Source organism: Myxococcus sp. CA033, from assembly GCF_013336625.1.
Lineage (GTDB): Bacteria > Myxococcota > Myxococcia > Myxococcales > Myxococcaceae > Myxococcus > Myxococcus llanfairpwllgwyngyllgogerychwyrndrobwllllantysiliogogogochensis.
This window is the reverse complement of the sequence record NZ_JABUMU010000001.1, coordinates 773,508-797,187: the sequence shown is the minus strand read 5'-3', so window position 1 is coordinate 797,187 and position 23,680 is coordinate 773,508. Positions and strand designations below refer to the sequence as shown.

The window sequence follows — 23,680 nt, the reverse complement described above, 5'->3', positions numbered from 1 at the left end:
CTCCCAGGCGCGCATGCCTGTCCTTGCGCGCCGTCCCCCACGAGTCCATTTCATATGAGCTCCCAGATTCTGTCTCGGTCTTCTCCGCGTGCTCGGAGGATGACGGCGGCCGTCGTCGTCCTTTCCGCCGTGCTTGGCGCCTGTTCGACGCTGCCGCAGCGTGGCCAGGTCGTGATGCGCGACGTGTCCTTCCCGCTGCGGGATTTCCGCATGCCCTCGGGGCTGCGCGTGGTGGTGGAGCAGGACACGCGCGCGCCGGTGGTGGCGGTGGTGGCCCTGGTGGGCACGGGCGGCTCCAGCGACCCGGTGGGCAAGGAAGGCCTGGCGCACGTCGTGGAGCACCTGGCGTTCCGCTCGCGTCACGCGGGGAGCCCGTCGGTGTGGACGCGCCTGGAGGACGTGGGCGCCGGCCAGTTCAATGCCTTCACCAGCCTGGACCACACGCTCTACCAGACGCTGGCGCCCAAGGAGTCGCTGGCCGCGCTGCTGAAGATGGAGGGGCAGCGGATGTCCGCTCCGCTCGCCGGTGTCACGCCGGAGGTCTTCGCGGTGGAGCGCGAGGTGGTGCGCAACGAGCTGCGCCAGCGCAACGAGACGGGCTACGTGGGCCAGGTCTTCAGCTGGATGCACGCCGCCGCCTATCCGGCGGAGCACCCGTACTCGCGGCCCATCATCGGCACGCACGAGTCGCTCACGGCGCTCGCCCTGGCGGACGCCCAGCGCTTCGCGCGCAACCACTACCGTCCGGACAACATCACCCTGGTCATCGCCGGGGACGTGGACCTGGCCGCCGTGGAGGCGGTGCTGATGCAGAACCTGCCCCCCGCGTGGGTGGGCACTGGCGCGCCGCTGGCCGTGGGCACTCGCATGCCGCAGGTGACGGAGCCTCCGCTGAAGGCCGCCTCGCCGTCGATTCCGGAGTTCAAGGCATCCGTCGGCTCGCCCGAGCTGTACCTGTCCTGGGTGTTGCCGCGCTCCTTCGACGAGGCCAGCGCCATCCATGACTTCGTCCGGGTGAACCTGAACCGGAACCTGCAGGGGGCCATGCGCAATGACGGCGACATCGCCGGCATCGGCACGCAGGTGGTGGCTGGCACGCGCTCGTCGCTGCTGGTGGTTCGCGTGGCGCTCACCACGGGAGAGCACCCGCGCAAGTCCGCGGACAAGGTGCTGGACCAGGTCCACGAGACGTGGACGCAGACCATCAATGCCGGAGCGGTGCTCGGCCGCGAGTTCGACTTCCAGTCCATGCGCCGCAACGTCATCACCGGCATGGTGCTGGAGTCCGAGGACCTGATGGCGCGCACCGTCCGCCGCGCGGAGTTGACGCACTTCATGCTCGATGTGCGCGGCTACACCCGCTCGCAGATGGCGCTGATGACCATCGATGGCGGCAAGGTGACGGACTTCGCCTACAAGTGGCTCCAGCGAGACAGGGCTCGCATCATCCTGGTGCGGCCGGGTGAGAGCGCTGGCGTCTCGGTGGTGGCGCCCCCGCCCCTGCCGGTGGAGTACTCCACCCTGACGGCCGAGCAGCGCATCACCCCGTCCATGCTGACGGCCCTGTCCGCGCCCGTGCAGACGCTGAAGCTCGACAACGGCATGGAGGTGCTGCTCGCGCCGAGGCCGGGGCTGCCCGTGGTGCGGGTGGGCGCGGTGCTGGGCGGTGGCTCCACGTACGGTGCCCGTGCGGGCGCGGCGGCGCTGGCCGACTACGGCTCCTTCCGCGAGTCGTGGTTCGAGGGCCATGCCAGCCACTGGGGCCTGCACGTGTGGGACTCCATGCGCAGGGACCACCAGCGCATCGAGGTGTCGGGCACCGCCGGCAACGTCGGCAACATGCTGGCGATGCTGTCCGAGCAGCTGTCCACCACGAGGACCTCTCTGGACGCGGTGAAGTACCTGCAGGAGCAGGTGGTGCCGTGGCGCCGCGCGGTGGATGCGCACCCGGAAGTCCGGGCGGAGCGCGAGCTGATGAAGGCCCTCTACGGGGCGCACGCCTACTCACGGGACGCCACGGGTGAGGAGATGGCGCAGGTGACCTGGGACGAGGTCCAGTCCTGGATTGGGGATGTGTACCGCCCCGCCAACACGGTGGTGGTCATCGCCGGTGAGTTCGACGTGAAGACGGTGGAGCCCCTGGTGCGCGAGTACCTGGGCGGCTGGAAGCACGGGCCGGCCACGGCGGTGAGCGTGCCCGCGGCGCCGTCGCTGCCCGAGCCCTCCGCGAAGGCTCGCACGCTCGTCACGCCCCGCCCGGGTGCGAGCCAGGGCCACCTGCAGCTGGCCTGCCGGTTGCCTACGGCCACCCCCGAGGCGGAGGCGCGCTATTCGCTGATGGCGGAGCTGGTGTCGGCGTATGCGTTCAACGAGCTGCGCTCGCAGCAGGGTGCCTCCTACGGCTTCAGCGCGAGTACGTGGCTGGCCCGCGGCGGCGCCTCCCACCTGGTGGTGGAGGGCGTGGTGGACGCGCAGCGCATGGCGGAGGGAGCGAAGTCCGTGCAGGCCATGCTCTCCAACTTCGCCACGAACGTGGACGAGCGGGAGCTTTCGCGGGCCCGCACGCGGCTGCTCGCGAGGCAGGCGGTGTCGTACATCTCCTCGGAGGCATGGGTGCAGGCGCTGCTGGACGCGCGCGTGCGCGGCTTCCCGCCGGAGTCGCTGGCACAGCGTCCCGCCCATCTCCAGGCCGTGACGTCCGCCGCGCTGAAGCAGGAGTTCGACGGTTGCTTGAAGCGGCTGGTGGTCGGGGTGGTCGCCGACGAGGGCCAGGCCCGCACCGCGCTCCAGGCGCTGTCGGTGCCGTAATTGCCTGGCTGCTCCCTTGCCTGGCGCGCGGTCGGCCAGGCGAGGGGGCCGTGCGGCGCGTCCTTCCGCTCCGGCGCTGACTACCTTGCCCCGACGGAGCATCCGTCGAGGAGGAGGGCAGGCATGCGGTGGCAGGGAGGACGTCGCAGCTCCAATGTGGAAGACCGGCGGGGCAGTGGAATCGGACGTCCGCTGGCGGTGGGCGGTGGTGCCGCCTCGCTGGTGGTGGCGCTGCTGGTGATGCTGCTGGGAGGAGACCCGTCGGTCATCTCCTCGACCAACTCCGGGGGCGGCCAGGGGACCTCTCGCGACTACGGCACGGGAGGCTCGGGTGTGCCCGAGGACCCGCGTCAGGCGGAGCTCAAGGACTTCGTGTCCGTCATCCTCGCGGACACGGAGGACACGTGGCCGGGCCTGTTGGAGCCGCGAGGCGTGAGCTACGTGGACCCCCGGCTGGTGCTCTTCTCCGGTGCGGTGCGGTCCGCATGCGGGCTCCAGGAGAGCGCGGTGGGGCCGTTCTACTGCCCGCCGGACCAGCGCGTGTATCTGGACCTCGACTTCTTCGACGAACTGGACCGTCGCTTCGGCGCGCCGGGTGACTTCGCCCAGGCCTACGTGGTGGCGCACGAGGTGGGCCACCACGTGCAGAACCTGCTGGGCATCTCCGAGCAGGTGCAGGCCGCACGGCGCAGGGCCTCTCCCGAGGACGCCAACGCGCTGTCGGTGCTCCAGGAGCTCCAGGCGGACTGCTTCGCCGGCATCTGGGCCCACCATGCACAGAAGGAGCGCCAGGTGCTGGAGGCGGGGGACGTGGAGGAGGGGCTGGGCGCGGCGACCGCCATTGGCGACGACACGCTCCAGCGTCGTACCCGGGGCTACGTCGTCCCCGAGTCCTTCACCCACGGCTCCTCGGAGCAACGCGTCTCGTGGTTCAAGCGAGGCCTGTCGCAGGGCACCCTGGAGGCGTGTGACACGTTCTCCGAGGCGTCCACGCCGTCGCGCCGTCGTCGCTGACTCACCGGGACGATTGGCGTCCAGACCCCTTCCCGCGCTTGAATGGCCCCCCCGTGGAACGGATCCGCGGCCAGCGATGTCGGAGGGGGCGTGCCTTCAATTCAAGCCAGATGGTCCGCGGGACTGCTCCTGGGCCTGCTGTTGGCCGCTCCAGCGGAGGCCCGCTTCGGCAAGCGCTCCAAGCCGAGCGAGTCGACGTCGGACACCCACGAGGCCACCGCCATCGGCAAGGAAGACGATGCCGATGACGACGACAAGGACTCCGACTCCGACTCCGACGATGAGTCCTCCGACTCGGGGAGCGACGACTCGCTGGATGACCTGGGCAACGAGGTGGTGGGGAGCGTGGTGGGGTGGATGCTCCAGGGCATGGTCCATGCGATTGCCAACACGGGCACCCACCTGAACCAGCAGGTCGACGCGAACCTTCCTCCGGGCGTGGCCACCACCGAGCTGAGCACGGAGCGTCGGCACGCGGTGCCGGTGTCCTTCCGCATGGGCGCGCAGAACCTGCTCTGGCGGGGTGACGCGAAGGGCGCCGACATGTTCGTGGGGTTGGAGTTTCGCCGCTTCGGCGTGGAGGGCCACGTGCTGCGGCTGTCGTTGCCCACCGATGACGGGACGGAGGGGAGGGACAGGCTCACGCTGGTGGAGGCGCACGTGACGCATGCGTTCCTCGTGCGCGAGCACCTGCGGCTGCGCGCGGAGGCCGGCGTGAGCACGGCGTATGCGCCGGATGTGATGCTCGTCGGACCCAGCGTGGGGGGGTCCTTCGAGGCCTGCGTGCTGGGCCCCCTGGACCTGGAAGCGCGCACGCAGCTCACGCCGTGGCCATACCTCCAGCTCGACGGCACGGTGGGGCTGGCCCTGCACCTGGGGAGCCTCATGCTGCGAGGCGGCTGGCGAGGCGTGTACCTGGATGACCAGGGCACGGTCGACGGCGTGGCCCACCAGGACCGGCTCCATGGTCCGTACCTGGGCGCGGGCCTCACCTTCTAGCGACGTCCCTTCACCTTCCACCAGAGCATTCCGAGGAAGCCTTCCGGCGGTGGCTCTGGCGGGAGCAGTGACTCCTCGTCGTCGCTGCGCGGCCTCGGTGGCGGCGAGTCACGGCGCGGCGACGGTGAGGGCAGGGGCTCCGTGCTGTGAAGCCCTCGCGAGGCGCGGTCCAGTGCCTCCGAGAAGGATCGCCTTGTCACGTCTCGTGCCTCGATACGCTCGGGGCCGGAGACGCGCTCCAGGGCGCGGACCCGGAGGACGCCATCAGCGCCTTCGACACGGCGAAGGCCACCGACGCGTCCGATGGGTCCCCGGGGTTTTCGTCCGTGATGCATGCCGGACCTCTCGCGGATGGAGCGGAGTCGTGTGGCTCAGGGCTGGCCTTCGGCGGAGAGGGCCGTCTTGCGCGGGATGAACTCCTCGCGGCGCAGCAGCAGCCTCGCGTCGTTCTTGGGGAGGATGCGCAGCTGGAAGCGCCGCTGGTAGGAGTCCCCGGAGGAGAAGACGCCCTTGTCGCTCACCAGCAGCAGCGCGGTGGGGACGGACAGCTTGGGCGCGCGGTGCCCGTAGAAATGCACCACGACGTGGTAGGGGCCGGGGGCCACCTTGCGCGCGTGGTACAGCTCCGGGCCCAGGCCATCGGTGATGTCCCAGTAGAGCTGGCCACCCAGCCGGGTCTCCTTGTGCTGGTAGAAGCAGCGCTCGCCGTTGGGTTCGATGACCCACAGGTCGATGTCCGTCATGTCCGAGTTCCAGTGGGTGGTGAGCTGGTAGTCGATGGGCGTGGGGGACATGCCGCCGTACCAGACCGTGCTGGCCTCCTGGATTTCGCCAATGCGCGTCTTCAGCACGGACGCGAAGGACTCCGCGCGGGGATGTCGTGCCAGCGCGGAGAGCAGGCGCCCGTAGTGATACGCCGCGACCAGACGCAGCTCCACGGGGTGTCGCCACTGGCCTCCCGCGAGGACGATTTCGTAGTTGCGCGCGGCGTCGGCGTAGCGCCCGGAGGCATCCAGCGCGAGGGCTTCCTCCAGGAAGGCCTGTCCCTCGAAGGGGCGGTTGAGGCGGACGTGCTCGAACAGCTCCGCCGCGGCGGGGAACTGTCCCATGGCCAGCAGGCCGTAGCCGACCAGACGCAGGGCCTCCGCGTCCTTGGGCCTGAGCTCCACGGGCGAGGACAGGGCGCGCAGCGCGCCCCCGGTGTCTCCGGCGAAGGCGCGCTGGCGAGCGATGCCTTCGTACAGCGTCACGTCGTCGCGGTTCTCACGGCGTGCCTTGCGGTAGGCCAGCTCCGCCGTGAGCCGGGGCTCTCCACCCGCGTAGGGCTCGTCCCGCAGGGGCTGACGCTTCATCAGGGGCGCCAGGGCGGAGCGATGCTCCGTCAGGGACCGCACCACGGCGAGCCCGGACTTGGGCACAGCGTCCATGCCGAGGCCCTGGAGCTTGTCCTTGCGCTGGTCCTGCTCGCGCTTGCGCAGCGTCTCCAGCGCATCCAGCTCCACGCTCTCGTTCTGGATGGCGAAGCGCTCGTAGTCCGCCGTGGACTCGAGCACGAGCATGGACGCGCGCGCGTTGGCCAGCCGGTAGTGCTGACTGAGCGCCACCACCATCCGGTCCAGTCGCACGTCGTCCAGGGATACCATCCGGGTGACGAAGAGGTCGGCCCAGGCGCGCGGCGCGAAGGTGCTGTTGTCTTCGGTGGACAGTGGCACGCTGAGCGTCTGCTCCACGTCGCCCGCGCGTGTCGCCACCACCAGCTCCGGGGTGCCCTTCTCCGGCAGCCGTCCGGCCACCAGCAGCTCCTGGCCGGGGAACACGAGGTGGGGCCGTCCCGCGACGACCAGGTCCTTCACGGCGGCGCCCTTCACCTCCACGCGGGTGAGGACCACGGACATGGCGCGGTGGGCCTTCGCCGCGGCATCCACCTGTGCGCCGGAGAGCACCGTCACGCTCCGGCCACCGCTGGCCCGGGAGAGCGCGTCGAATAGCTCCGTGTTCACCGCCGACTCGCCGAAGCGGTACGTCACCCAGCGCAGGGCCTCCGTGCTGCCGTGGCGGGAGATGAGGGACTCGATGGTGCTCTGGCCCCAGGTGACGTTGCCGTCCGACAGGAGGAAGGCCGTCACGCGCTCGCCGGGCTTCGCCGGCTTGAGCCACTCACCGGCGGCCCGGTCCAGCTCCGTCAGCATGCCATCCACGTGGGAGGCGCCTTCCAGGTAGACACGCTCCAGCTCGGAGAACGTCTCCTGGCGCCGGGCGGAGTCATTGGTCCGCCAGCCCGTTCCGTGCAGCCACCGGGGCCGCACGTCGAAGAGGAGGACGGCGTACTCCTTCAGCGTGGAGTCCTTCTCCAGGAGCGCGCGAAGGGTGGCGGCCTGGAGCGCCCAGGCGTTGCCGTCCTCCGTGGCCAGCGACGTGTCCACCACGAGCACGGCGCGACCGGTGGGCGGCCCCTCCGCTTCCGACGTCAGGCGCGCGGGCAGGCGCACGCGGGCATGGAACGCGTGACCCGGAAGGCCCGCATCGTCCCGGCCCACCAGGACATCCGCTTCGGCGTTCTTCGGCGTGAGGGCCACCGACAGCGCGCCGTCGCCCGTGAGCTTGGGCAAATCGTAGGTACGCCACGCGCCCAGCTCCCGGGGCTTCTCCTTCGTGTCGGGTGCCACCAGCACGTCTTGCGTGTGACGCGGGTCCACGTGAACGCGCGCGGACACCTGGAGGTCCTTGCCCGCGCCGACGGGCAGGGGCCACGTGTAGCGCAGGCGCTGGCCGTCATGGAGCAGCGTCTGCTCATAGGCGATGACCACGCGCTTCAGGGAGCGGGGCGGCAGCGGGAAGACGCGCGCGCTGAAGGTGGAAGCCCCGGCCCACTCCAGCAGCGCCGGGTCGACGTTGTTGCGGACGATGTCCTCGTAGACCTCGCGCGCGCGCTTCTGCTCGACGACCCGGGCCTCCTGGGGGGCGCCCCACGAGCGCTTGGCACCCGGAGGGCTGGGGGGCGCGGCGGCGGTCAGTTGCTCCACGTTCGAGGTGCCGTCGCCCAGGGGCGGCAGCAGGTCCGACGACTGGAAGAGGGACGGGGCATTCACCGCCACGGAGCCTGAGTAGAGCGCGAAGCCCGCCACGGACGCGCCTCCGGGCAGCGGGTAGTAGAAGGTGCCTTCCAGGCTGTGGTTCGTGTCGTTCTCGAAGAGGTGGTCCACCACCGTGCGCGCGCGGGCGCCCTGGATGTACGTCACCACCCGAATCGCACGCGTCTTCAGCGGCTGATAGCGGCCGGACTCGTCGCGCACCAGCACCTTGGCGGCGCGAGGCGCGGTGTCCACCTTGGGCAGCACGGGGGTCGGCAGGTTCGCGGCGGGCTCCGGGCCATCCTTCATCCGCTTCGCTGGCGAGCCCGGAGCTCCTCCTCCCGCTCTATCCGGACCGCCCTTGATGATCTGGATGACCTCCCTCCGGCGCATGTCCATTTCGCCCGCCGACGAGGCGGCCCTGGCGGCTTCTTCCATGGCGGCATCAGCCGGTCGAGGGGGCGAGGCGGAGGGCGCGGGCGGTGGAGGTGGAGGCGGTATGTCCCCGTGGGGTGCGTCCCGCTCCGCCTCGACCGCCGGGAGACCTTCCACCGGCTCCAGCTCCCCCGTGGGGCTCGGGACACCCTGAGCAGACGCCTGGGCATTCTGGAGCAGCTGCTCCAGGTCCTGCTCACTGAGGGTCCGCGGGTCCGCAACGGCATCGCGAAGCTCCGCGACGTCCACCTCTCCGAGGTCGGGAACGCCGGCGACGGTGACAGGCACCGCGAGGCCCGCCTTGAGGAAGCTCTCGGGGGCGACCGGTTGCTTCGGCGCGGCGGCCACGGGAGGTGCCGTCGAGCCCCGGTCACATCCGGCGATGGCAAGGGACAGCAACAGCACGGCGGTAGAGAGGCGCGTGAGGTGCATTCCGGGGGACGTTAGCCCAAGACGAAGCGCTCCGTGCATGCCCCCAGGGAGGAGGCCCTCAGTCCAGATAACCCCAGCGGTCTTCCTCGAAGACATAGAAGGGACGTCCGAAGGGAATCCGGTCCGTCCAGCCGAGCACGTGTCGCCCGTTGCTCACGTCGTACGTGAAGCTGAAATGGGGCCCGCCGTGTTTCGCCGGGGGCAGCTCGGGGAGGAACTCGGGAACGAGCTCCGCGAGGGTCTGGGGCAGCTGGCCATGTCGCGCCTGGAAGGCCCGGCAGGCCGTGATGAGGCGTTCGGCGTTGCGCTGGGCTCGCTCGCTCCCCGCGCGGTCAGGTCGCAGGACGACGAACACGGTCACCGCCAGGGCCGCCGCGTTCTGGACGAGCCGGCTGGCGCTGTCGCGGAACTGGCGAAGGGTCCTGCCGAGATACCTGGCCATGCATCCTCCCGATGGCCTCGCATCATCGCTCAGGTCCGCGCCGACCTGGGCCGACACTGCCTATCTTTCACGGAGAGACAGGAGGCCGTGATGCCAGACATCGACGAGCGACAGCGAGGAAGCGAGCCCTTGGGGGATTGGAGGGACCGCGAGTCAGGCTATGAGGACGAGGTGCCCGGCCATACACCCGGCGTGGCCGAGGGAGACGACGACGCGGCACCCCATCGCGCGCACCCTTTTCCAGACCCGGACAAGACACCCGGCTGCGCGGAAGGTTGACCGCTCGGTGGTCCCCGACGGCGCATGAGTCGCTTGGATTTGCCGTGCCAGCCTGACAATGTCCGCGCGAATTCATTCGCGACGAGGGCGCGCTGACATGGGGACGGAAGTTCAGCCAGTGCAGGAAGCGGAAAAGGTGGCGCCCGCTTCGGGAGGCCCCTCCCCCCAGGTTGACGTAGCCGCCGCCGAAAAGGTGTCCGTCGGGACGCGTCTGCTCGCGGTGCTGGGAGGGTGGCACGTCCGGCTGGGCCTGACGTTCCTCTGGTTCGCGCTGCTGTTCGCGGCCTTCCAGCCCGGACTGCTGTCCAGCGACTCACTCGACATGCTGTACCAGGGGCGAACGGGGAATTATTCGGACTGGCATTCGCCCTTCTTCGCCTTCGTCCTGGGCAAGACCTTCCTGCTGACCGGCTCGACGTGGCTGGTGCTCGCCTTCCAACTGGTGGGACTGGCGCTGGGCCCGCTCCTGTTGCTCGGGGGCCTGACCGGGCGACGAGGGCTGGCCGCGCTCGCGTTGCTGGTCGTCTACTGGTTCATTCCCAGCAACTGGGCGGTGGGAGTGACGCTCTGGAAGGACACGTTCAACGGGGTGGCCCTGCTGTGGGCGGTGGTGTTTCTCGCCTGGAGGCGACCCGGCTGGGCCTTTGCCTTCATGGTCGCGGCGACGTTGACGCGCCACAACGCCATCACCGCCAGCATGCTGCTGGTGCCCATGGTGGTGGCGCGCGTGCCCTTGCTGATGAAGGGCAGGGTGCGGCCGGTGCTCGCCAGCGTGGGACTCCTCGCGGTGCTGGCCTCGGCGCCAGGCATCCTCAATCGCGCCGTGGACGCGAAGAAGGACTGGATTGGGGGCGCGCTGTTGGTGTTCGACGTGGTGGGCGTCTACGCGCATGAGCCCGCGGCGATGGAGGGCTCGCCGCTCGTGGCGTTGTGGAAGTGGGATGCGACGCGGATTGCCCATATCTACCATCGGCGCTCGTTGGCCCCGATTCTGTGGGGAGACCCTGAGCGGGGCGCCATCTCCGTGGGGGCGTTCCGCGCGGCGAAGGAGCCCCTGACGCGGGAGTGGCTGCGGGTCGTGCGTGCCTACCCGGGTGCCTATCTGCGGCATCGCTGGGCGGCCTATGTCGCGAACCTCGGCATGGAGGACTTCGCCGGGAACTACTACCGGGAGGAGGGGGGCTTCTTCCAGAGCATCGACAAGAACGACCTGGGCCTGACGCTGCGCAAGCACACGCTGCTTCATCGGGGCTGGGCGGCCATGCGGGCTGCCTGTCCCGATATCTTCATCCGCGGCGGGTCCTGGCTGGTGCTGACCGTGGCGCTGGCCGTCGTGGGCTGGCGGCGTCGCGCGCGCGACGGCGGGTTGATGTTCTGCGTGGCCGCGTCCGGAGTCACCTACGCGCTGGCGTATTTCCCCGTCAGCGTGAGCGCGGAGTTCCGCTTCTACTTCTGGACAGTCATCGCCACGTTCGCCGCCGGGGCCTTGTGGCTGGCCCAGCCTCCGTCGCGCCAGACGTGACGGCGTGTGTGGGGCTTCGGGACGACTTCCCAGGGAGACCCGGACTCGCAGTGTCGCGCCCTGCGGGGGCAGTGGTCCCGACTGAATAGCCGGGAGGGGGCCCCGTCAGACTGTACAGAACGCGGCGCAACCCGCTGCGAAGGAGGTCGTCATGTACAGCAAGCTGATGCGAGTCCTGGTGGTGTGCTCCCTCACGGTGGCTTCTCCTGTCCTCGCGCAGTCGGTGCATGGTGCCTCCCCTGTCACGACCCCGGGCGTCACCGAGTGGGTTCGCGACCAGCGCCTGGATTCGCGTTCGAACTCGGAGCGTGCGCGGATGGAGCGCGACCGGGCGGAGCGGGAGCGGCAGGCGCGGCTGGAGCGCGACCGGGCGGAGCGGGAGCGGCAGGCGCGGCTGGAGCGCGAGCGGGTGCAGCGCGAGCGTGAGCGGCAGGCCCGGGTGGAGCGTGAGCGCATCGAACGTGAGCGGGCTCGAATCGAGCGCGAGCGTCTGGTTCGGCTGGAGCGTGAGCGGGCGGAGCGCGAGCGTCAGGCGCGGGTGGAGCGGGAGCGCCGTGAGCGGGCGGAGTGCGCGCGCTACGGGCATGCGCGCTGCGGCGCATACTCCCGGCATGGTTAGGTGGCACCGCGTCATGAAGACCGAGGGTTGAAGTCACGAGCCCTCGGTTGACGCACGGAAGGAGCAGGCGTCTGCTTGCCCCATGTCAGACCCTGCTTCTTCCGCGCCAGTGCAACTCGCCGATGCCCGCCCGGTGGACACCTCCGAGCGGGTGACGCTGCTGGATGCGCTGCGCGGGTTCGCCCTGTGCGGCGTCTTCGTTTCCAATAGCGTCTCCTGGTTCAGTGGTCGGGTGATGATGCCCCGAGAGCAGGCGCAGGCCCTGGCGGCGCCGCTCCTCGAGACGGTGGCCACGGGCCTCTACCAGTTCTTCGTGAACCAGAAGTTCGTGACGCTGTTCTCGTTCCTCTTCGGCCTGGGCTTCAGCATCCAGCTCGCCCGAGCCGAGGCGCGAGGCTCCTCGATTGTCCGGCTCTATGCGCGACGCCTGCTGGTGCTGCTCGCGATAGGGCTGACGCACCAGTATGCCATCTGGTGCGGAGACATCCTCCACACCTACGCGATGGTGGGCTTCGCGCTGCTGTTGTTCCGGAACCGCTCCAACACGACGGTGCTCATCTGGGCCGTGGCGTTGATGGCGGTGGTGCCGCTGTTGATTCCGGCCCTGGAGCGCTTCGTCCCCATCTGGCTGCACGGCGCGGAGGCGGCGGGCGAGGCGGCGAAGGCGGCGCGAGCCTTGGAGACGGCGTCGCGCACGAGGCTGTTGGAGGCACTCTCCAGCGACTCGTTCTGGACGGCGCTCGTGGGCACCGCCCGCTTCAACAACGAGTCCTACCTTCGCATCAACCGGCTCGTCTGGATGAGCCTCATCCTGGGGCGGTTCCTCTTCGGACTGCTCGCGGGGCGCCTCCTGTTGCTCCAGGACCTGGACGGCAATCGCCGCCTGCACCACCGGCTGTTGTTCTGGGGATTGTTCCTGGGCGTGATTGGCAATGGGCTGGGCCTGGTCCTCTGGCGGCTGCGCGCGATGGGAATGGGCGACTTCGTGAGCCGCGACTGGATGATGGTGCTGACGGTGGTCCAGGAGCTGGGCTGCTTGACGCTGGCCGCGGCCTACGTCGCCCTGTTCGCGCTGCTGTCCCGCCGTGGCTGGGTTCAGCGCGTCTTCAACGTGCTGATGCCCGTGGGCCGGATGGCGCTCTCGAACTACCTGCTGCAGTCGGTGGTGAGCGTCTGGGTCTACAACGGCTGGGGTCTGGGGCTCATCGGAAAGCTGCCACCTTCACGGAGCATCCTGCTGGCACTGGGCATCTTCGCGGTGCAGATTGTCCTCAGCCACCTCTGGCTGGCCCGCTTCCGCTTCGGTCCCGCCGAGTGGCTGTGGCGCTCGCTCACCTATGGTCGGGCCCAGCCCATGCGACTGCCCGCGGGGCACGGCGAGGTGGGGGCGGCGCCTTCTTGAGCGGACCGGGTGGGACTCGGGGCATTCGGGGCGGGTGGAGACATGCTGCTATCGTGTCGGGGCCACCCGTCCTCCCGTCGCCACAGCCAGGCCCGCTCCATGAGAGACGCTCACCCGCGACGCTGCCGGAGCCCGTGACACATCTCATCGTCCCGGCGGCAGGGGGGCTTCTGGCGGGGCGGTTACGGAGAGGTGCGGTGGAGGGCGTGGTGACGCGAGGCGCTTTCCTGGCGCGTCCGGGAGTTCCCGGCGTGCCCTGACGTGGAGGTCGTGCCATGACGCTGCGAACGCGAGACGTGGTGCTGCTGCTGTCTGTCGTGGGGCTCGTTGCGTGTGGAGGCTCGGTGGAGGGGCCTTCCTCGCCTCCGCCCGAATCGCCGGGAGTCATTGAGGCCGCCGTCGTGCCACCCTGCACGGGGACCAATGCGTGGGCCACGATGGGGCATGACGCACGTCGCTCCTTCACCTCGGATGGTTGTGCGTGGCATCCCTTGCGCAAGCTCTGGGAGTTCGCGCCCACCGCGGGGACGGGGCGCTCCGTGCAAGGCGTGGAGCGGGCGGTGGCGGACACCGACGGCGTCTACCTGGCATGGAATTCCAATCCCAACTACGTCGGCTCTGGTGGCAGCCCCGCCCTGGAGAAAATCGCCCCGGCAACGGGCGCCAGCGTGTGGAGCGTCGACCGGCAGCTCAATGACAACCGGGGACATTGGCCCTCCTTCTTCGCGTATGAAAAGCTTGTCGGCGGCGGTGTCTATGAGGCACGCGACGGTGTCGTCCGCAACGACGACGGTATCCGGACCTGGAGCAAGCAGTTCGGCGCCAATTACTACTCGGGTGGCACCACACCGTACGCGGAACAGGAGCAGGCGAACAACGACAGCTGGGGCCAGTCGCTGTCGGACGGCACGCGCCTGTGGGTCTACAACCAGCTCCACTACCACGGCCCCAAGCTGGGCCTGCGCTCGCTGGACAAGCGTGGCAACCTGCTGCTCGAGCTGAACACCTACGGTTACTACGGCGGCACGCGCGTCTTTCCGCAGCACCAGTGGGACACGGCGGAAGACCGCCTGGGCTCCATCGCCACCGACAACGGCTTCATCTACCTGGCCGCCATCTACAACTTCCAGTGCTCCACGAACTGCGACGCGAACGAGCCCCGTCCCTTCGCCTCGGGCCTGTTCGGCTGGGACCTGGCCACGGGGACGCCTCGCTGGCCTCGAGTCGCGCTGGAGCCCGCCAGCAACATCAGCGTGTCGGGCAATCGCATCTACCTGCTGGAGCGCGACCTGGGCACTGGCACGGTGACGTTCAACATCCGCAACGCGGGCTACAATGGCGCGAGTCTCTTCCGGTCCCCGCCGTTTCCCAGCTCGCAAGTCACCGGCTATCAGGCGCCCGTGCTGGTGGCGGGCCGGGCCATCGTCGCCGCGCAGGAGAGCTCCGGTCCCAACGCCGGCACCGTGCTCTATTCCTTCGATGCCCTCTCCGGTGGCACGCCGCTGACGGCGACTCTTCCGGGCGTCTACGATGTCATCGTTCCCTACTACGGACGTGACCTCCTGGATTTTTCCACGACGCCCTTCGCGGGCAAGCGCAGCACCTCCATCTCCGCGGCCTCGGGGACGAAGGATGCGTCCGGTGTGAGCATCCCCACGCTCGTCATCACCTCGCGTATGGGTTTGCACGTCGTCGCCGTCTCGACGCTCTCCTCGCTGTGGAGCGCCACCAAGCTGGCCCTGGTGGGGACGTCGGATGGCGGCTCGCTCAGGGACCCTGTCATCGTGAAGGACCGGGTCTATGTGGTGGACCGGAACAAGGTATACGCCCTGGGGCTGTAGCCGAGGCGATGTCGCCCGGACGGATGAGAGGAAGCACGATGCGACGGTGGGTGTTGCTGGTGTTCTGTGTCTCCACGCGCGTGTGGGCGCAGGACTATCGGGCTTGCAAGGAGCTGTTCGTGTCCCCGCTGGCGGCGAAGGTCGGGACGACGAACTCCAGTGGCGCGTCCTGGGACGAGGGCTCCGCGCCGGACCCGGAGCTGTCGGCGATGGCCGTCGACGTCGAGGGGGCTTCGCCCACCGTCATCGGTCCGAAGCAGGAGGACGCCGGCACCCTGCTGTGGAACAGCCTCTTCCTGGAAGAGACGCGTTCGGGAGCGTGGCTGCCCGTGGGAGTGGGCGGCTCGCTGAGCCTGCTGCTCACCGACTCGGACGAGGGCATGTCGGACTTCATCGGGGCCTTCACCGTCACGGTGCCGGAGTCGCTCGCGAGCGCGGGCATGGCGTTCCTCACGGTGCCCTCCAGTGGCGCGCAGCAGGTGCCGCTCGCGCTGCGCATCTCCGCCTCCGATGGCAAGCGGCCGTGCGCGGGGCTGGAGAAGGCGGGGCCGGCCCGCTACGAGCTGCCCACGCCTTCGTTCACCGCGCGGGTGGACTCGGCCCTGTTGGAGAAGCTTCGCGGGGCCCAGCGCTGCAAGGCCGGGAGCACCCAGGCCGAGTGCAAGGCGGAGAGCTACGAGGTGCTCTACACGCAGGAGTTGCTCAAGGACACCTGGGTGACGCTGGTGTCCGGGGGGCCGTTCGACGGCAACCCGGGCAAGGTCTTCGCCGTGGCGCTGGGCATCGAGCCCGCGCGTCGACAGGTGGCGCACGTGGGGCGCTGTGACGCGGTGAAGAAGGCGCCCTCGCTGGGTGACGCGCTGGTCTGCCAGTTGGGCACCAAGGGAACGGTCATCTCCGTGGAGAAGGGCAAGGCCCGGACGCGGCCCGCCACCGCTCGGGAGCTGGAGGCGTTGAAGGACGACGCGCCAGCGCCTGCTCCCGCGCAGTGATGTCTTCGAGGTGAGTGCCGGACACGACGGCCGGAGCGAGTGGCTCCGGTCGTCAACGCTCCGTCAGGGTTCAGACGGGCTTCAGGCTTGTGGCCGCATCGTGGCGAGCACCGCGCCGATGCCGATGAGCGCGATGCCTGACAGTCGCTCGCGCCAGACGAGGGCGCGTGGTGAGCTGGACACCCGTCCGCCCGCGACACCCAGCCAGGCGTAGACGGCGAGCACGGGCACCTCCACCACGATGCAGGAGATTCCGTACACGGCGAACTGCAAGCCCGCCCGTGGGCCCGGGTGGATGAACTGCGGAAGCAGCGAGCCGAAGAACAGGATGGACTTGGGGTTGGCGAGTTGTTTGGCGAACCCCTGCACGAAGGCCCCGCGCCACAGGGGTGGCTTCGGACGCTGCTCCAGCGTGAGAGCGTGCTTCGCGGCGAGCAGCGTCCTCACGCCGAGGTAGACGAGGTAGGCCGCGCCCGCATAGCGGATGCCGTAGAAGGCGAAGGGGGAGGCGGCCAGCGCCGCGCCCAGGCCGGCGACGGAGATGAGGAAGTACACGGCATTGCCCGCCTGGATGCCCAGCGCGGCGCTCATTCCCGTGCGAAAGCCTCGCGACATCGCTTGGGAGACCACCAGCAACACGGCGGGGCCCGGGGTGATGGCGAAGAGGGTCATGGTCAGCGTGAAGGTGGCCCAGAGGGTGAGGTCCATGGAGTGGCCGCGTGACCGGAAGACGCTCCGGCCCGGACGAGGCCACCCTACGGACGGGACGGTGTCACGGCAAATGACGCGTGCGTGACGCCCGAAGGGCGGGCTCCACGGTGACACAGGGCCGGCATGCCACCGTCCTTGAAGCGGCGTCGGAATGACGACGTTTCACGGAGTGTCATCCACGGATGACCTGAATCGCCGCGGCGAAATCCCGGCGTTGAATCAAGCCGCACTCATGGTCTGCTCCGGCTTCGGATGAGGCCTGGGCTCGTCATGAGGAGCGTCACACGTGAAGAAGACGTACGTTGGGAGCTGTCACTGTGGGGCGGTCCGTTATGAAGCGGACGTCGACCTGAGCCAGGGCACCTACAAGTGCAACTGTTCCATCTGCACCAAGGCGCGGCTGTGGCACGCCATCATCGGGCCGGAGGACTTCCGTCTCCTGGCCGGTGAGTCCTCGCTCTCCGAGTACCAGTTCCACACCAAGCAGCTCCATCACCTGTTCTGCAAGCACTGCGGCGTTCATTCCTTCGGCTGGGGTGACGACGCGGACCTGGGGAAGTTCTACACCATCAAGGTCAACTGCCTCGACGACGTGGACCTCGACGAGCTGCTGCGCTCCCCCATCACCTACGTCAACAAACGGGACAACGACTTCAAGAAGCCGCCGGCCGAGGTCCGTCACCTCTGAACCTGCTGGCTCGAACGGAACGCTGCGCATGAAGCTCTATGACGAACTGGCGGAGTGGTGGCCCCTGGTCTCTCCTCCGAGCGACTACGAAGAGGAGGCGTCCGAGTACCGCCGCTTGCTTCGTGCCGGCGCGACGGGCCCCTTGGTGACGGTGCTGGAGCTGGGCAGTGGTGGTGGCAACAACGCCAGCTTCCTCAAGCGCGACTTCCGGCTCACGCTGGTGGAGCCCTCGGAGGGCATGCGCAAGCACAGCCGCGAGCTCAATCCCGAGTGCGAACATCTGCCCGGTGACATGCGGACCGTGCGCCTGGGTCGCGAGTTCGACGCCGTGTTCATCCATGACGCCGTCGAATACATGACGACGGAGACGGACCTGCGCTCGGCGCTGGAGACGGCGGCGATGCACCTGCGCCCAGGTGGAGTCGTCCTGGTGGCGCCGGATGCGACGCAGGAGAGCTTCGTGCCGGGCTCGAGCACGGAAGGGGGCGACGAGCCCGAGGCTCCGGGCCGGGGCTCGCGCTCCCTGCGCTACCTCATGTGGACGCTGCCGCCGAAGCCGGGGAGCAACACTTCGGAGACCCACTTCGCGATGTTGCTGAAGGAGCGTGACGGCAGCGTCCGCTCCGTCCACGACGTGCACCTGAATGGCCTCTTTTCGAGGGCGACGTGGCTGCGCCTCTTCGACGAGGTGGGGCTCGACGCCTGCCTGGAGACGCGCACCCTGGAGGGCGCGCCGTACGACACCTTCGTCGCCGTGAAGCGTCGCGAGTCGCGCGAGGCCTCGTCCTCGCCCGGAGTTGGCTCACGGCGCGGGACGTGAGGACGGGGGCATGAAGACCTCTTCGTCGTAGCGAAGCCGGAAGGTACGTCGAGAGAACTTCCAGTGTCCGTCCTGCTTCACGAACTGGTCGGAGTAGGTGCCGACAATCCTCCGGTCCAGCCCGGTTTGTTTGAAGCGCAGGACTTCGTCCAGGGTAGACCTCGCGGTGGCTCGCTCCGGGCTCTCGACGTGGACGACGATGGGGGTCACGCTCTGGACCCGCAGGTCGATTCTCTCGGCATTGCCGGCCATGCCCTTTCGGATGGCGTCGCGTCCCTCGAACGTCCAACCCAGCGGCGGGGGAGCGAGGACCTCCCACACCGCGTCCTTCGCGAACATCTCCTCCGTCGCGGCCCAGTCCTGGTGATTCGCCGCGTCCGCGAAGCGCTCGATGAGCGAGCGCAGGGCGAGGTGGTCGATGGGGTACGCCTCGACATTCGAGACGCCCGCGGTGGCGATGCGCGAGGACATGGCCGAGCCCTCGTGGGTGCTCGCGCAGCCGAGCAGGGTGAGCAACGACGCCGCGAGCGGCGCGAGTTTGTGCGTGTGCATGGAGAGTGTCCTCGGGTCGGTGCGAAAGCCCCGGGGTGGAGCGCGAGGGTGACCCGGACCTCGCGATATCGGGGCAGGCACGGCGGAATATGTGAGGGGGCATCGATTCGGTCGAACGCGTTGTTCCCGTCAGATTGTTAAGGCAGGCTGAATCGATGCCGAGCCCGCTCGTCGAGACCCGACATCTGCTCCTGCTCTCCGCGCTCGAAGAGGTGGGCAGCCTCAACGCGGCCGCACGCAAGCTGCACCTGTCCCCATCGGCGCTCAGCCAGCAGCTCCGGGAGCTGGAGGACCGGCTCGGAGGCGCGCTGTTTCATCGGCAGTGGAGGCGCCTGGTCCTGACGGCGGCGGGCCAGCGGCTCACGGAGGCCGCGCGCTCCGTGCTGGGGGAACTCACGCGCGCCGAGGCCGAGACGCGCGAACTCCTGCGCGGCGCGAGTGGCACGCTGCGAGTGGCGACGGTGTGTCTCCAGTCCTATCGCTGGCTTCCGGAGCTACTGAAGTCCTTCTCGCGGGACTGGCCCGGGACGGAAGTCACTGTGGTGACGGAGGCGGGGGTGGCGCCCGCCGAGTGGTTGCTCGCGCGCAAGCTCGATGTTGCGCTCGTGGCGGGGGAGGTCCGAAAGAGCCCCCGCATCCGCATGGAGCCGCTGTTCCGGGACGAACTCGTCGCGCTGGTGGGACGGGAGCACCCCTGGGCTTCCTCGCGTCAGCGGCAGATCGACGTGCGGACCTTCGCGGACCAGCACCTGTGGCTCGATGAGGGCGCGCTCCGAGCCGATGCACCCCTGGGGAGAGCGCTCGCGAAGGCGGGGGGCCTCTCGCCTCGCAAGGTGACGCTCATCCCGATGACGGGGGGCCTCCCTGTCGAGATGGTGCGTGCGAACCTGGGGGTCACCGTGCTGCCTCGGTGGGCCGTGGCGCCCCAACTGGACGATGGCGGCTTGCGGGCCTTCCGTATCGGCCCGCGTGGGCTCTGGCTGGACTGGGCCGTGGCCACCCGGGAGGGAGAAACGGAGCCCGCGCTCACCGCTTTCGTGGCGGCCCTGCGCGCGCACCACCCGGGGCCTCGGGGCCGGCAGATCCACCGGCGGTGATACATGGCTGAGACAAGTCACTGAAATCACGAGAAAGTGAAACCTTCTCGCAACACGGAACTCCCTCGTGGCGATAATCCCGAAGCGCGCCGTTCACGCTCTCCATCGGGATCCCCCACCATGGCCTCCAAGATCAGCGACCCGCCTCGTCCACTCCCTACCGCGACGACGCGAACCCCGGCCGCGAAGGCTCCCCAGCCCTCGGAGACGAACAAGGTCAAGACGCCCGACCTGAAGTGGAACAAGGACTGCTTCGAGCCGGGCAACGCCCAGCCGCTGCCGCTCCCCAAGCCCCCGGTGTCGCTGCCCCTGCCGCTGCCCAAGCCTCCGTCGCAGCTGCCGACGGACCCGAAGCCGCTGCCGCTGCCCCAGTTGCCGACGGACCCGAAGCCGCTGCCGACGGACCCGAAGCCACTGCCGCTGCCTCAGTTGCCGACGGACCCGAAGCCGCTGCCGCTGCCCCAGTTGCCGACGGATCCGAAGCCGCTGCCCACGGACCCGAAGCCGCTGCCGCTGCCCCAGTTGCCGACGGACCCGAAGCCTCTGCCGACGGACCCGCAGCTGCCGACGGACCCGAAGCCTCTGCCGCTTCCCGAGCCCGGCCCCGTGGAGCCCACGCCCGAGCCGAAGCCCGAGCCCTCCATCACCGACTCGGACCCGATGACGCACATCGCGTACCTCGCCTCGGACGAGCTCCAGGGCCGGGACAGCCCGTCGGCGGGACTCGACGCGGCCTCCGCGTACGTTCAGGCGCACGTCGAGAAGTACGGCCTCGTCGGCCCCAACTCGAACAACGCGGAGAACCCCTTCCAGCAGAAGTTCGACGTGTTCTCCTTCGTCGGCAAGCCGGAGACGTCGGCGACGGGTGACGCCGGGGAGCACGACCACGCGGCGCACAAGGAGTTCGGCCACCAGCTCTTCCAGGAGGGGTTCTACCTGGAGGACGGGATGCCCCGCGAGACGCTGGAGATGCTCAACAAGAAGTACGAGAGCACGATGAAGGCGGAAGGGCAGCCGCTCGCGCCCGCTCGCAGCGGAGACCTGCGCAGCGTCGAGGAGCTGCGCGCGCTGGCCACGGCGTCTGGCCAGGCGGTGAACACGATGGCGCTGCTGCCCGGCACCGGGCCGCACAAGGACGAGGTCATCGTGGTGATGGCCCACCTGGACCACGTGGGCACGGACCGTCGCGGCAACGTCCACAACGGCGCGGACGACAACGCGTCTGGCAGCGCGGTGCTGATGGCGGCGGTGCCGGAGCTGGCCGAGGCGCAGAAGCGCGGCGAACTGGACCGCTCCATCCTCTTCATCTGGACGGGCGCCGAGGAGAAGGGGCTGGTCGGCTCGCAGTACTTCGTCGACCACCCGATTCCGGGGCTGAGCACGGAGCAGATCTCCGGCGTCGTCAACGTGGACATGGTGGGTCGCTGGGATGACCAGCGCCTGTCCGTCGTGGACACCGACCGCAGGGGCCAGGCGAACTACTTCCGCGACGTGGTGGACCAGGCCAACGCGCAGCTCGCGGACCCGTTCGACCGCATCAACCGCGACATCAACGTGTACCGCGACCGCCAGGACGGCGCCGTCTTCGGCCGCAAGGGCGAGGACGTCCTCTTCCTCTTCGAGGGCCTGTCCAATCCCAAGGGTGGCGGCGACCTCATCCCCGAGTACCATGAGCCCGAGGACGACATCGACCTCATCCTCCGCGACAACGGCGGCGAGAAGCCGCGCCGGGTCAAGGACCTGATGGTCAACGTCATCGAGCTGGCCGCCAACCGCACCACCGCCAAGGAGTAGCGCCCGCTCGGGCGTGAAGGCGCCGGCCTCGAAGTCCTCGGGGCCCGGCGCACACTCCAGGGGGCTTGTTCCCAGGCCATCACCCGCCGAGACTCGAAGCCATGTCCGCAGGTACTCCTCCGCCGCGTCCGTGGTTCGCCTTCTCCGTCGACCTGTCCCCCGCGACGGCGCGTGAGCGCCTTCCAGGTCTCCCCTCCGCGCCCACGTTGCCTGATGGCGAGCCGGCCGAGGCGCTGGACGTGGACGTCGTCTACGACGTGCCCTCGCTGGCCTGGGGCGGCAAGGTGGCCCGGCTGGTGGACGCCCCGGGCAAGACGCTCCCCGGGCTGCTGCGGCGCGTTTCGCCGGAGACGTGGGACGCCGTGAGTCGCCTGGAGTCGGTGCTCGCCGAGGCCACCGCGTCGCGGCCCGTCAAGGTGCGCACCGCCACCGGCGCCGTGCTCTCCGCCCACGCCTTCACCGCTCCGGCGCGAAGCGGCCCTCCCGCCACGGGCCCCATCAGCGAGGCCTTCCTCGTCACCGTGGCCCTGGCCGCCGAGCGCACCGGCCTCCCCGCCGACTACGTGGAGCGCCTCCAGGCCGAGGCCCACATCGTGGGAACGCTCCAACAGGCGAAGGCGGACGCACGCTCCGTCCCAGGCCCGTCCGCGAAGAAGCCTTGATCGCAACTTTCTGGAAAAAGGCGGGGCGATGACGCAACCCGGTGTCGCCTCCGACCGACCATAGCTCTACCAGGGCCTCACTCCGTTCCTCCCCTGGGCGGCCCAAGGATGCCTTCCGCATGACGACGCTGCGACCCACTGCTCGTGCCAGCACCCCGTCCCCCGCCACGGTCGCCACGGCGGACGCCGCGCCCACCAACGTCGTGGCGCCCAAGGGGGGCAGCTGGAACCGCTCCACCGCTCGCGAGGTCCCCATCGCCGAACTCCAGGCGAAGTTCGGCTGGACCGAGCAGAGCTGGGAGACCGGGCTGCTGAAGGCGGCGGATGCGGCGGGTACCAAGACGCGCGGTGGCAACGGCCAGGTGTCCGCAGCGGAAATCCAGGCCTACCTCTCCGCGCCCACGGACGGTAAATACCTCACTTCCACGGCGCTCCAGCAGGGTCGCTCCGCGGTGGAGGCGAAGGTCGCCAAGGGCGGCGGCACGCCCGTGGACGTCGACGCTTTCGACACCAAGTGGCAGGACGGGCTCGCCAAGCGCGCCGACCTCCTGGGTGGCAACAGCGATGGCAAGGTCAGCCAGGATGAGCTGGCGGCCTACATCCAGAAGTCCAAGGCCAACCAGGTGGACGGCACGCGGTGGGTGCCGGACCAGCAGATGGCCGTCATCCAGAGCCGCGTCGCCGAGTCCGCCGGAGAGGTAGACCCGCTGCGTCCCACGGGCGGCGAGGGCAAGGGGATGGAGCTGGTGAAGCAGTACTCGCGACTGACGCTGGATGAGGGGAAGAACCTCCCCACCTTCGTGAGCTACATGCTGTCCGCCGCCGACATCAAGGAGACGCCCGCCGAGGTGAACCGCACGAAGAGCTCCTTCGTGAGGGACCCGCTGCTGGGCGCCAACGGCGTCTCGGACTCCGACTACGACCACACGGGCTTCGACCGTGGGCACATGAAGCCCGCCGATGACTCTCCCAACCAGGAGGCGATGAACGAGAGTCACCAGATGACCAACATCGCCCCCCAGTACGGCAACCACAATCAGCAGGTGTGGAAGACGCTGGAGCAGGCCGTGACGGGTCTGGTGAAGGAGACCGGGGGCAAGGCGCACATCATGACCGGCAACCTGTTCCTGGACGCGGACGGCAAGCCGCTGCCTCAGGAGTCGGTGCAGACGACGGGCGCCAAGGACCGCAAGATTGGCGTGCCCACGCACAACTTCAAGACGGTGCTGCTGGAGCTGCCCAACGGCAACGTGACGATGTTCGCGTACATGGTGCCCAACGTGAAGGACGGGCCCTCGAAGAAGGACGCCATCATCCCGCTGCTGGAGTCCTCGCGCGTGCCGGTGGACCAGCTCGAGAAGCTGCTGGGTCAGGACCTGTACGCGCAGCTTCCCAAGAGCGTGCAGGCGAAGCTGGAGAAGGACACGTCGGCCCCTGGCGCCTTCCAGCTCCAGGGCAGCAAGTACGAGTCCGCCACGCTGCTCACGAAGCGGTAGTCCC

The 23,680-nt window shown here is 69.3% G+C and carries 19 protein-coding genes; 15 read left to right on the top strand and 4 right to left on the bottom strand.

Features of this window, described 5'->3' with window-relative positions; all coding sequences use genetic code 11:
* The first annotated feature begins 54 nt into the window (after positions 1-54).
* The 3 genes from HUA78_RS03055 to HUA78_RS03045 all read left to right on the top strand — a co-directional run bounded on the left by HUA78_RS03055 (position 55) and on the right by HUA78_RS03045 (position 4,821).
* On the top strand, positions 55-2,808 hold the full coding sequence (locus HUA78_RS03055; protein WP_174475621.1) for a pitrilysin family protein: 2,754 nt from the start codon (positions 55-57) through the stop codon (positions 2,806-2,808).
* A gap of 123 nt (positions 2,809-2,931) precedes the next feature.
* A complete protein-coding gene (locus HUA78_RS03050) occupies positions 2,932-3,822 on the top strand; it encodes a neutral zinc metallopeptidase (RefSeq protein ID WP_174475620.1) in 891 nt (296 codons plus the stop codon).
* Between the two features lie 90 nt (positions 3,823-3,912).
* A complete protein-coding gene (locus HUA78_RS03045; RefSeq protein WP_174475619.1) occupies positions 3,913-4,821 on the top strand; it encodes a hypothetical protein in 909 nt (302 codons plus the stop codon).
* A gap of 371 nt (positions 4,822-5,192) precedes the next feature.
* On the opposite strand, the gene HUA78_RS03040 is transcribed toward HUA78_RS03045, so the two are convergent.
* Both HUA78_RS03040 and HUA78_RS03035 read right to left on the bottom strand, forming a co-directional pair.
* Positions 5,193-8,759, bottom strand: coding sequence for a hypothetical protein (locus HUA78_RS03040; protein ID WP_174475618.1), 3,567 nt, complete (start codon positions 8,757-8,759; stop codon positions 5,193-5,195).
* 58 nt (positions 8,760-8,817) lie between these two features.
* The gene (locus tag HUA78_RS03035; protein WP_174475617.1) at positions 8,818-9,201 is read right to left on the bottom strand and encodes a hypothetical protein; all 384 of its coding nucleotides are present in this window, start codon (positions 9,199-9,201) and stop codon (positions 8,818-8,820) included.
* A 90-nt stretch (positions 9,202-9,291) separates the two neighbouring features.
* Between HUA78_RS03035 and HUA78_RS03030 the strand changes: the two genes are divergently transcribed.
* From HUA78_RS03030 to HUA78_RS03005, 6 genes are all read left to right on the top strand, one after another.
* The gene (locus tag HUA78_RS03030; protein ID WP_141646908.1) at positions 9,292-9,480 is read left to right on the top strand and encodes a hypothetical protein; all 189 of its coding nucleotides are present in this window, start codon (positions 9,292-9,294) and stop codon (positions 9,478-9,480) included.
* Between the two features lie 97 nt (positions 9,481-9,577).
* Positions 9,578-11,002 (top strand): hypothetical protein, encoded by a 1,425-nt coding sequence (locus HUA78_RS03025; protein WP_174475616.1) that lies wholly within the window; start codon positions 9,578-9,580, stop codon positions 11,000-11,002.
* Positions 11,003-11,153: 151 nt separating this feature from the next.
* On the top strand, positions 11,154-11,621 hold the full coding sequence (locus HUA78_RS03020; RefSeq protein ID WP_141646910.1) for an ATP-dependent DNA helicase: 468 nt from the start codon (positions 11,154-11,156) through the stop codon (positions 11,619-11,621).
* 82 nt (positions 11,622-11,703) lie between these two features.
* Positions 11,704-13,023, top strand: a complete 1,320-nt coding sequence (locus HUA78_RS03015) for a DUF418 domain-containing protein (protein ID WP_174475615.1) — start codon at positions 11,704-11,706, stop codon at positions 13,021-13,023.
* 275 nt (positions 13,024-13,298) lie between these two features.
* Positions 13,299-14,864, top strand: coding sequence for a hypothetical protein (locus HUA78_RS03010; RefSeq protein ID WP_174475614.1), 1,566 nt, complete (start codon positions 13,299-13,301; stop codon positions 14,862-14,864).
* Between the two features lie 38 nt (positions 14,865-14,902).
* Entirely contained in the window at positions 14,903-15,856 is a 954-nt protein-coding gene (locus tag HUA78_RS03005) for a hypothetical protein (protein WP_174475613.1), read from the top strand.
* An 81-nt stretch (positions 15,857-15,937) separates the two neighbouring features.
* Here the strand turns inward: HUA78_RS03005 and HUA78_RS03000 are convergent, their stop codons facing one another.
* The gene (locus HUA78_RS03000) at positions 15,938-16,564 is read right to left on the bottom strand and encodes a LysE family translocator (protein WP_141641013.1); all 627 of its coding nucleotides are present in this window, start codon (positions 16,562-16,564) and stop codon (positions 15,938-15,940) included.
* 289 nt (positions 16,565-16,853) lie between these two features.
* Between HUA78_RS03000 and HUA78_RS02995 the strand changes: the two genes are divergently transcribed.
* Both HUA78_RS02995 and HUA78_RS02990 read left to right on the top strand, forming a co-directional pair.
* A complete protein-coding gene (locus tag HUA78_RS02995; RefSeq protein WP_141641014.1) occupies positions 16,854-17,255 on the top strand; it encodes a GFA family protein in 402 nt (133 codons plus the stop codon).
* A 28-nt stretch (positions 17,256-17,283) separates the two neighbouring features.
* Positions 17,284-18,075, top strand: coding sequence for a trans-aconitate 2-methyltransferase (locus HUA78_RS02990; RefSeq protein ID WP_174475612.1), 792 nt, complete (start codon positions 17,284-17,286; stop codon positions 18,073-18,075).
* On the opposite strand, the gene HUA78_RS02985 is transcribed toward HUA78_RS02990, so the two are convergent.
* Entirely contained in the window at positions 18,058-18,627 is a 570-nt protein-coding gene (locus HUA78_RS02985; protein WP_174467630.1) for a nuclear transport factor 2 family protein, read from the bottom strand. The two genes, HUA78_RS02990 and HUA78_RS02985, sit on opposite strands and share 18 nt — an antisense overlap.
* 155 nt (positions 18,628-18,782) lie before the next feature.
* Between HUA78_RS02985 and HUA78_RS02980 the strand changes: the two genes are divergently transcribed.
* The 4 genes from HUA78_RS02980 (at position 18,783) to HUA78_RS02965 (ending at position 23,676) form a co-directional block, all read left to right on the top strand.
* Positions 18,783-19,724 (top strand): LysR family transcriptional regulator, encoded by a 942-nt coding sequence (locus HUA78_RS02980; protein WP_174453245.1) that lies wholly within the window; start codon positions 18,783-18,785, stop codon positions 19,722-19,724.
* A 120-nt stretch (positions 19,725-19,844) separates the two neighbouring features.
* Positions 19,845-21,518: a M28 family metallopeptidase gene (locus HUA78_RS02975; RefSeq protein ID WP_254623530.1), complete on the top strand. Its 1,674-nt coding sequence runs from the start codon at positions 19,845-19,847 to the stop codon at positions 21,516-21,518.
* A 101-nt stretch (positions 21,519-21,619) separates the two neighbouring features.
* Positions 21,620-22,180, top strand: coding sequence for a gamma-glutamylcyclotransferase (locus tag HUA78_RS02970; protein WP_174475611.1), 561 nt, complete (start codon positions 21,620-21,622; stop codon positions 22,178-22,180).
* A 119-nt stretch (positions 22,181-22,299) separates the two neighbouring features.
* Complete coding sequence (locus HUA78_RS02965) at positions 22,300-23,676, top strand: DNA/RNA non-specific endonuclease (protein WP_174461410.1); 1,377 nt, start codon at positions 22,300-22,302, stop codon at positions 23,674-23,676.
* Positions 23,677-23,680: the final 4 nt, after the last annotated feature.

Bases quoted from the DNA above. Each gene is read 5' to 3' on its own strand.
- HUA78_RS02990 (WP_174475612.1), top strand. From the start codon at position 17,284: ATGAAGCTCTATGACGAACTGGCGGAGTGGTGGCCCCTGGTCTCTCCT.
- HUA78_RS03020 (WP_141646910.1), top strand. From the start codon at position 11,154: ATGTACAGCAAGCTGATGCGAGTCCTGGTGGTGTGCTCCCTCACGGTG.
- HUA78_RS03035 (WP_174475617.1), bottom strand. From the start codon at position 9,201: ATGGCCAGGTATCTCGGCAGGACCCTTCGCCAGTTCCGCGACAGCGCC.
- HUA78_RS02965 (WP_174461410.1), top strand. From the start codon at position 22,300: ATGACGACGCTGCGACCCACTGCTCGTGCCAGCACCCCGTCCCCCGCC.
- HUA78_RS03015 (WP_174475615.1), top strand. From the start codon at position 11,704: ATGTCAGACCCTGCTTCTTCCGCGCCAGTGCAACTCGCCGATGCCCGC.
- HUA78_RS02980 (WP_174453245.1), top strand. From the start codon at position 18,783: ATGCCGAGCCCGCTCGTCGAGACCCGACATCTGCTCCTGCTCTCCGCG.
- HUA78_RS03055 (WP_174475621.1), top strand. From the start codon at position 55: ATGAGCTCCCAGATTCTGTCTCGGTCTTCTCCGCGTGCTCGGAGGATG.
- HUA78_RS02975 (WP_254623530.1), top strand. From the start codon at position 19,845: ATGGCCTCCAAGATCAGCGACCCGCCTCGTCCACTCCCTACCGCGACG.
- HUA78_RS03005 (WP_174475613.1), top strand. From the start codon at position 14,903: ATGCGACGGTGGGTGTTGCTGGTGTTCTGTGTCTCCACGCGCGTGTGG.
- HUA78_RS03040 (WP_174475618.1), bottom strand. From the start codon at position 8,759: ATGCACCTCACGCGCCTCTCTACCGCCGTGCTGTTGCTGTCCCTTGCC.
- HUA78_RS02985 (WP_174467630.1), bottom strand. From the start codon at position 18,627: ATGCACACGCACAAACTCGCGCCGCTCGCGGCGTCGTTGCTCACCCTG.
- HUA78_RS02970 (WP_174475611.1), top strand. From the start codon at position 21,620: ATGTCCGCAGGTACTCCTCCGCCGCGTCCGTGGTTCGCCTTCTCCGTC.
- HUA78_RS03025 (WP_174475616.1), top strand. From the start codon at position 9,578: ATGGGGACGGAAGTTCAGCCAGTGCAGGAAGCGGAAAAGGTGGCGCCC.
- HUA78_RS03000 (WP_141641013.1), bottom strand. From the start codon at position 16,564: ATGGACCTCACCCTCTGGGCCACCTTCACGCTGACCATGACCCTCTTC.
- HUA78_RS03010 (WP_174475614.1), top strand. From the start codon at position 13,299: ATGACGCTGCGAACGCGAGACGTGGTGCTGCTGCTGTCTGTCGTGGGG.
- HUA78_RS03030 (WP_141646908.1), top strand. From the start codon at position 9,292: ATGCCAGACATCGACGAGCGACAGCGAGGAAGCGAGCCCTTGGGGGAT.
- HUA78_RS03050 (WP_174475620.1), top strand. From the start codon at position 2,932: ATGCGGTGGCAGGGAGGACGTCGCAGCTCCAATGTGGAAGACCGGCGG.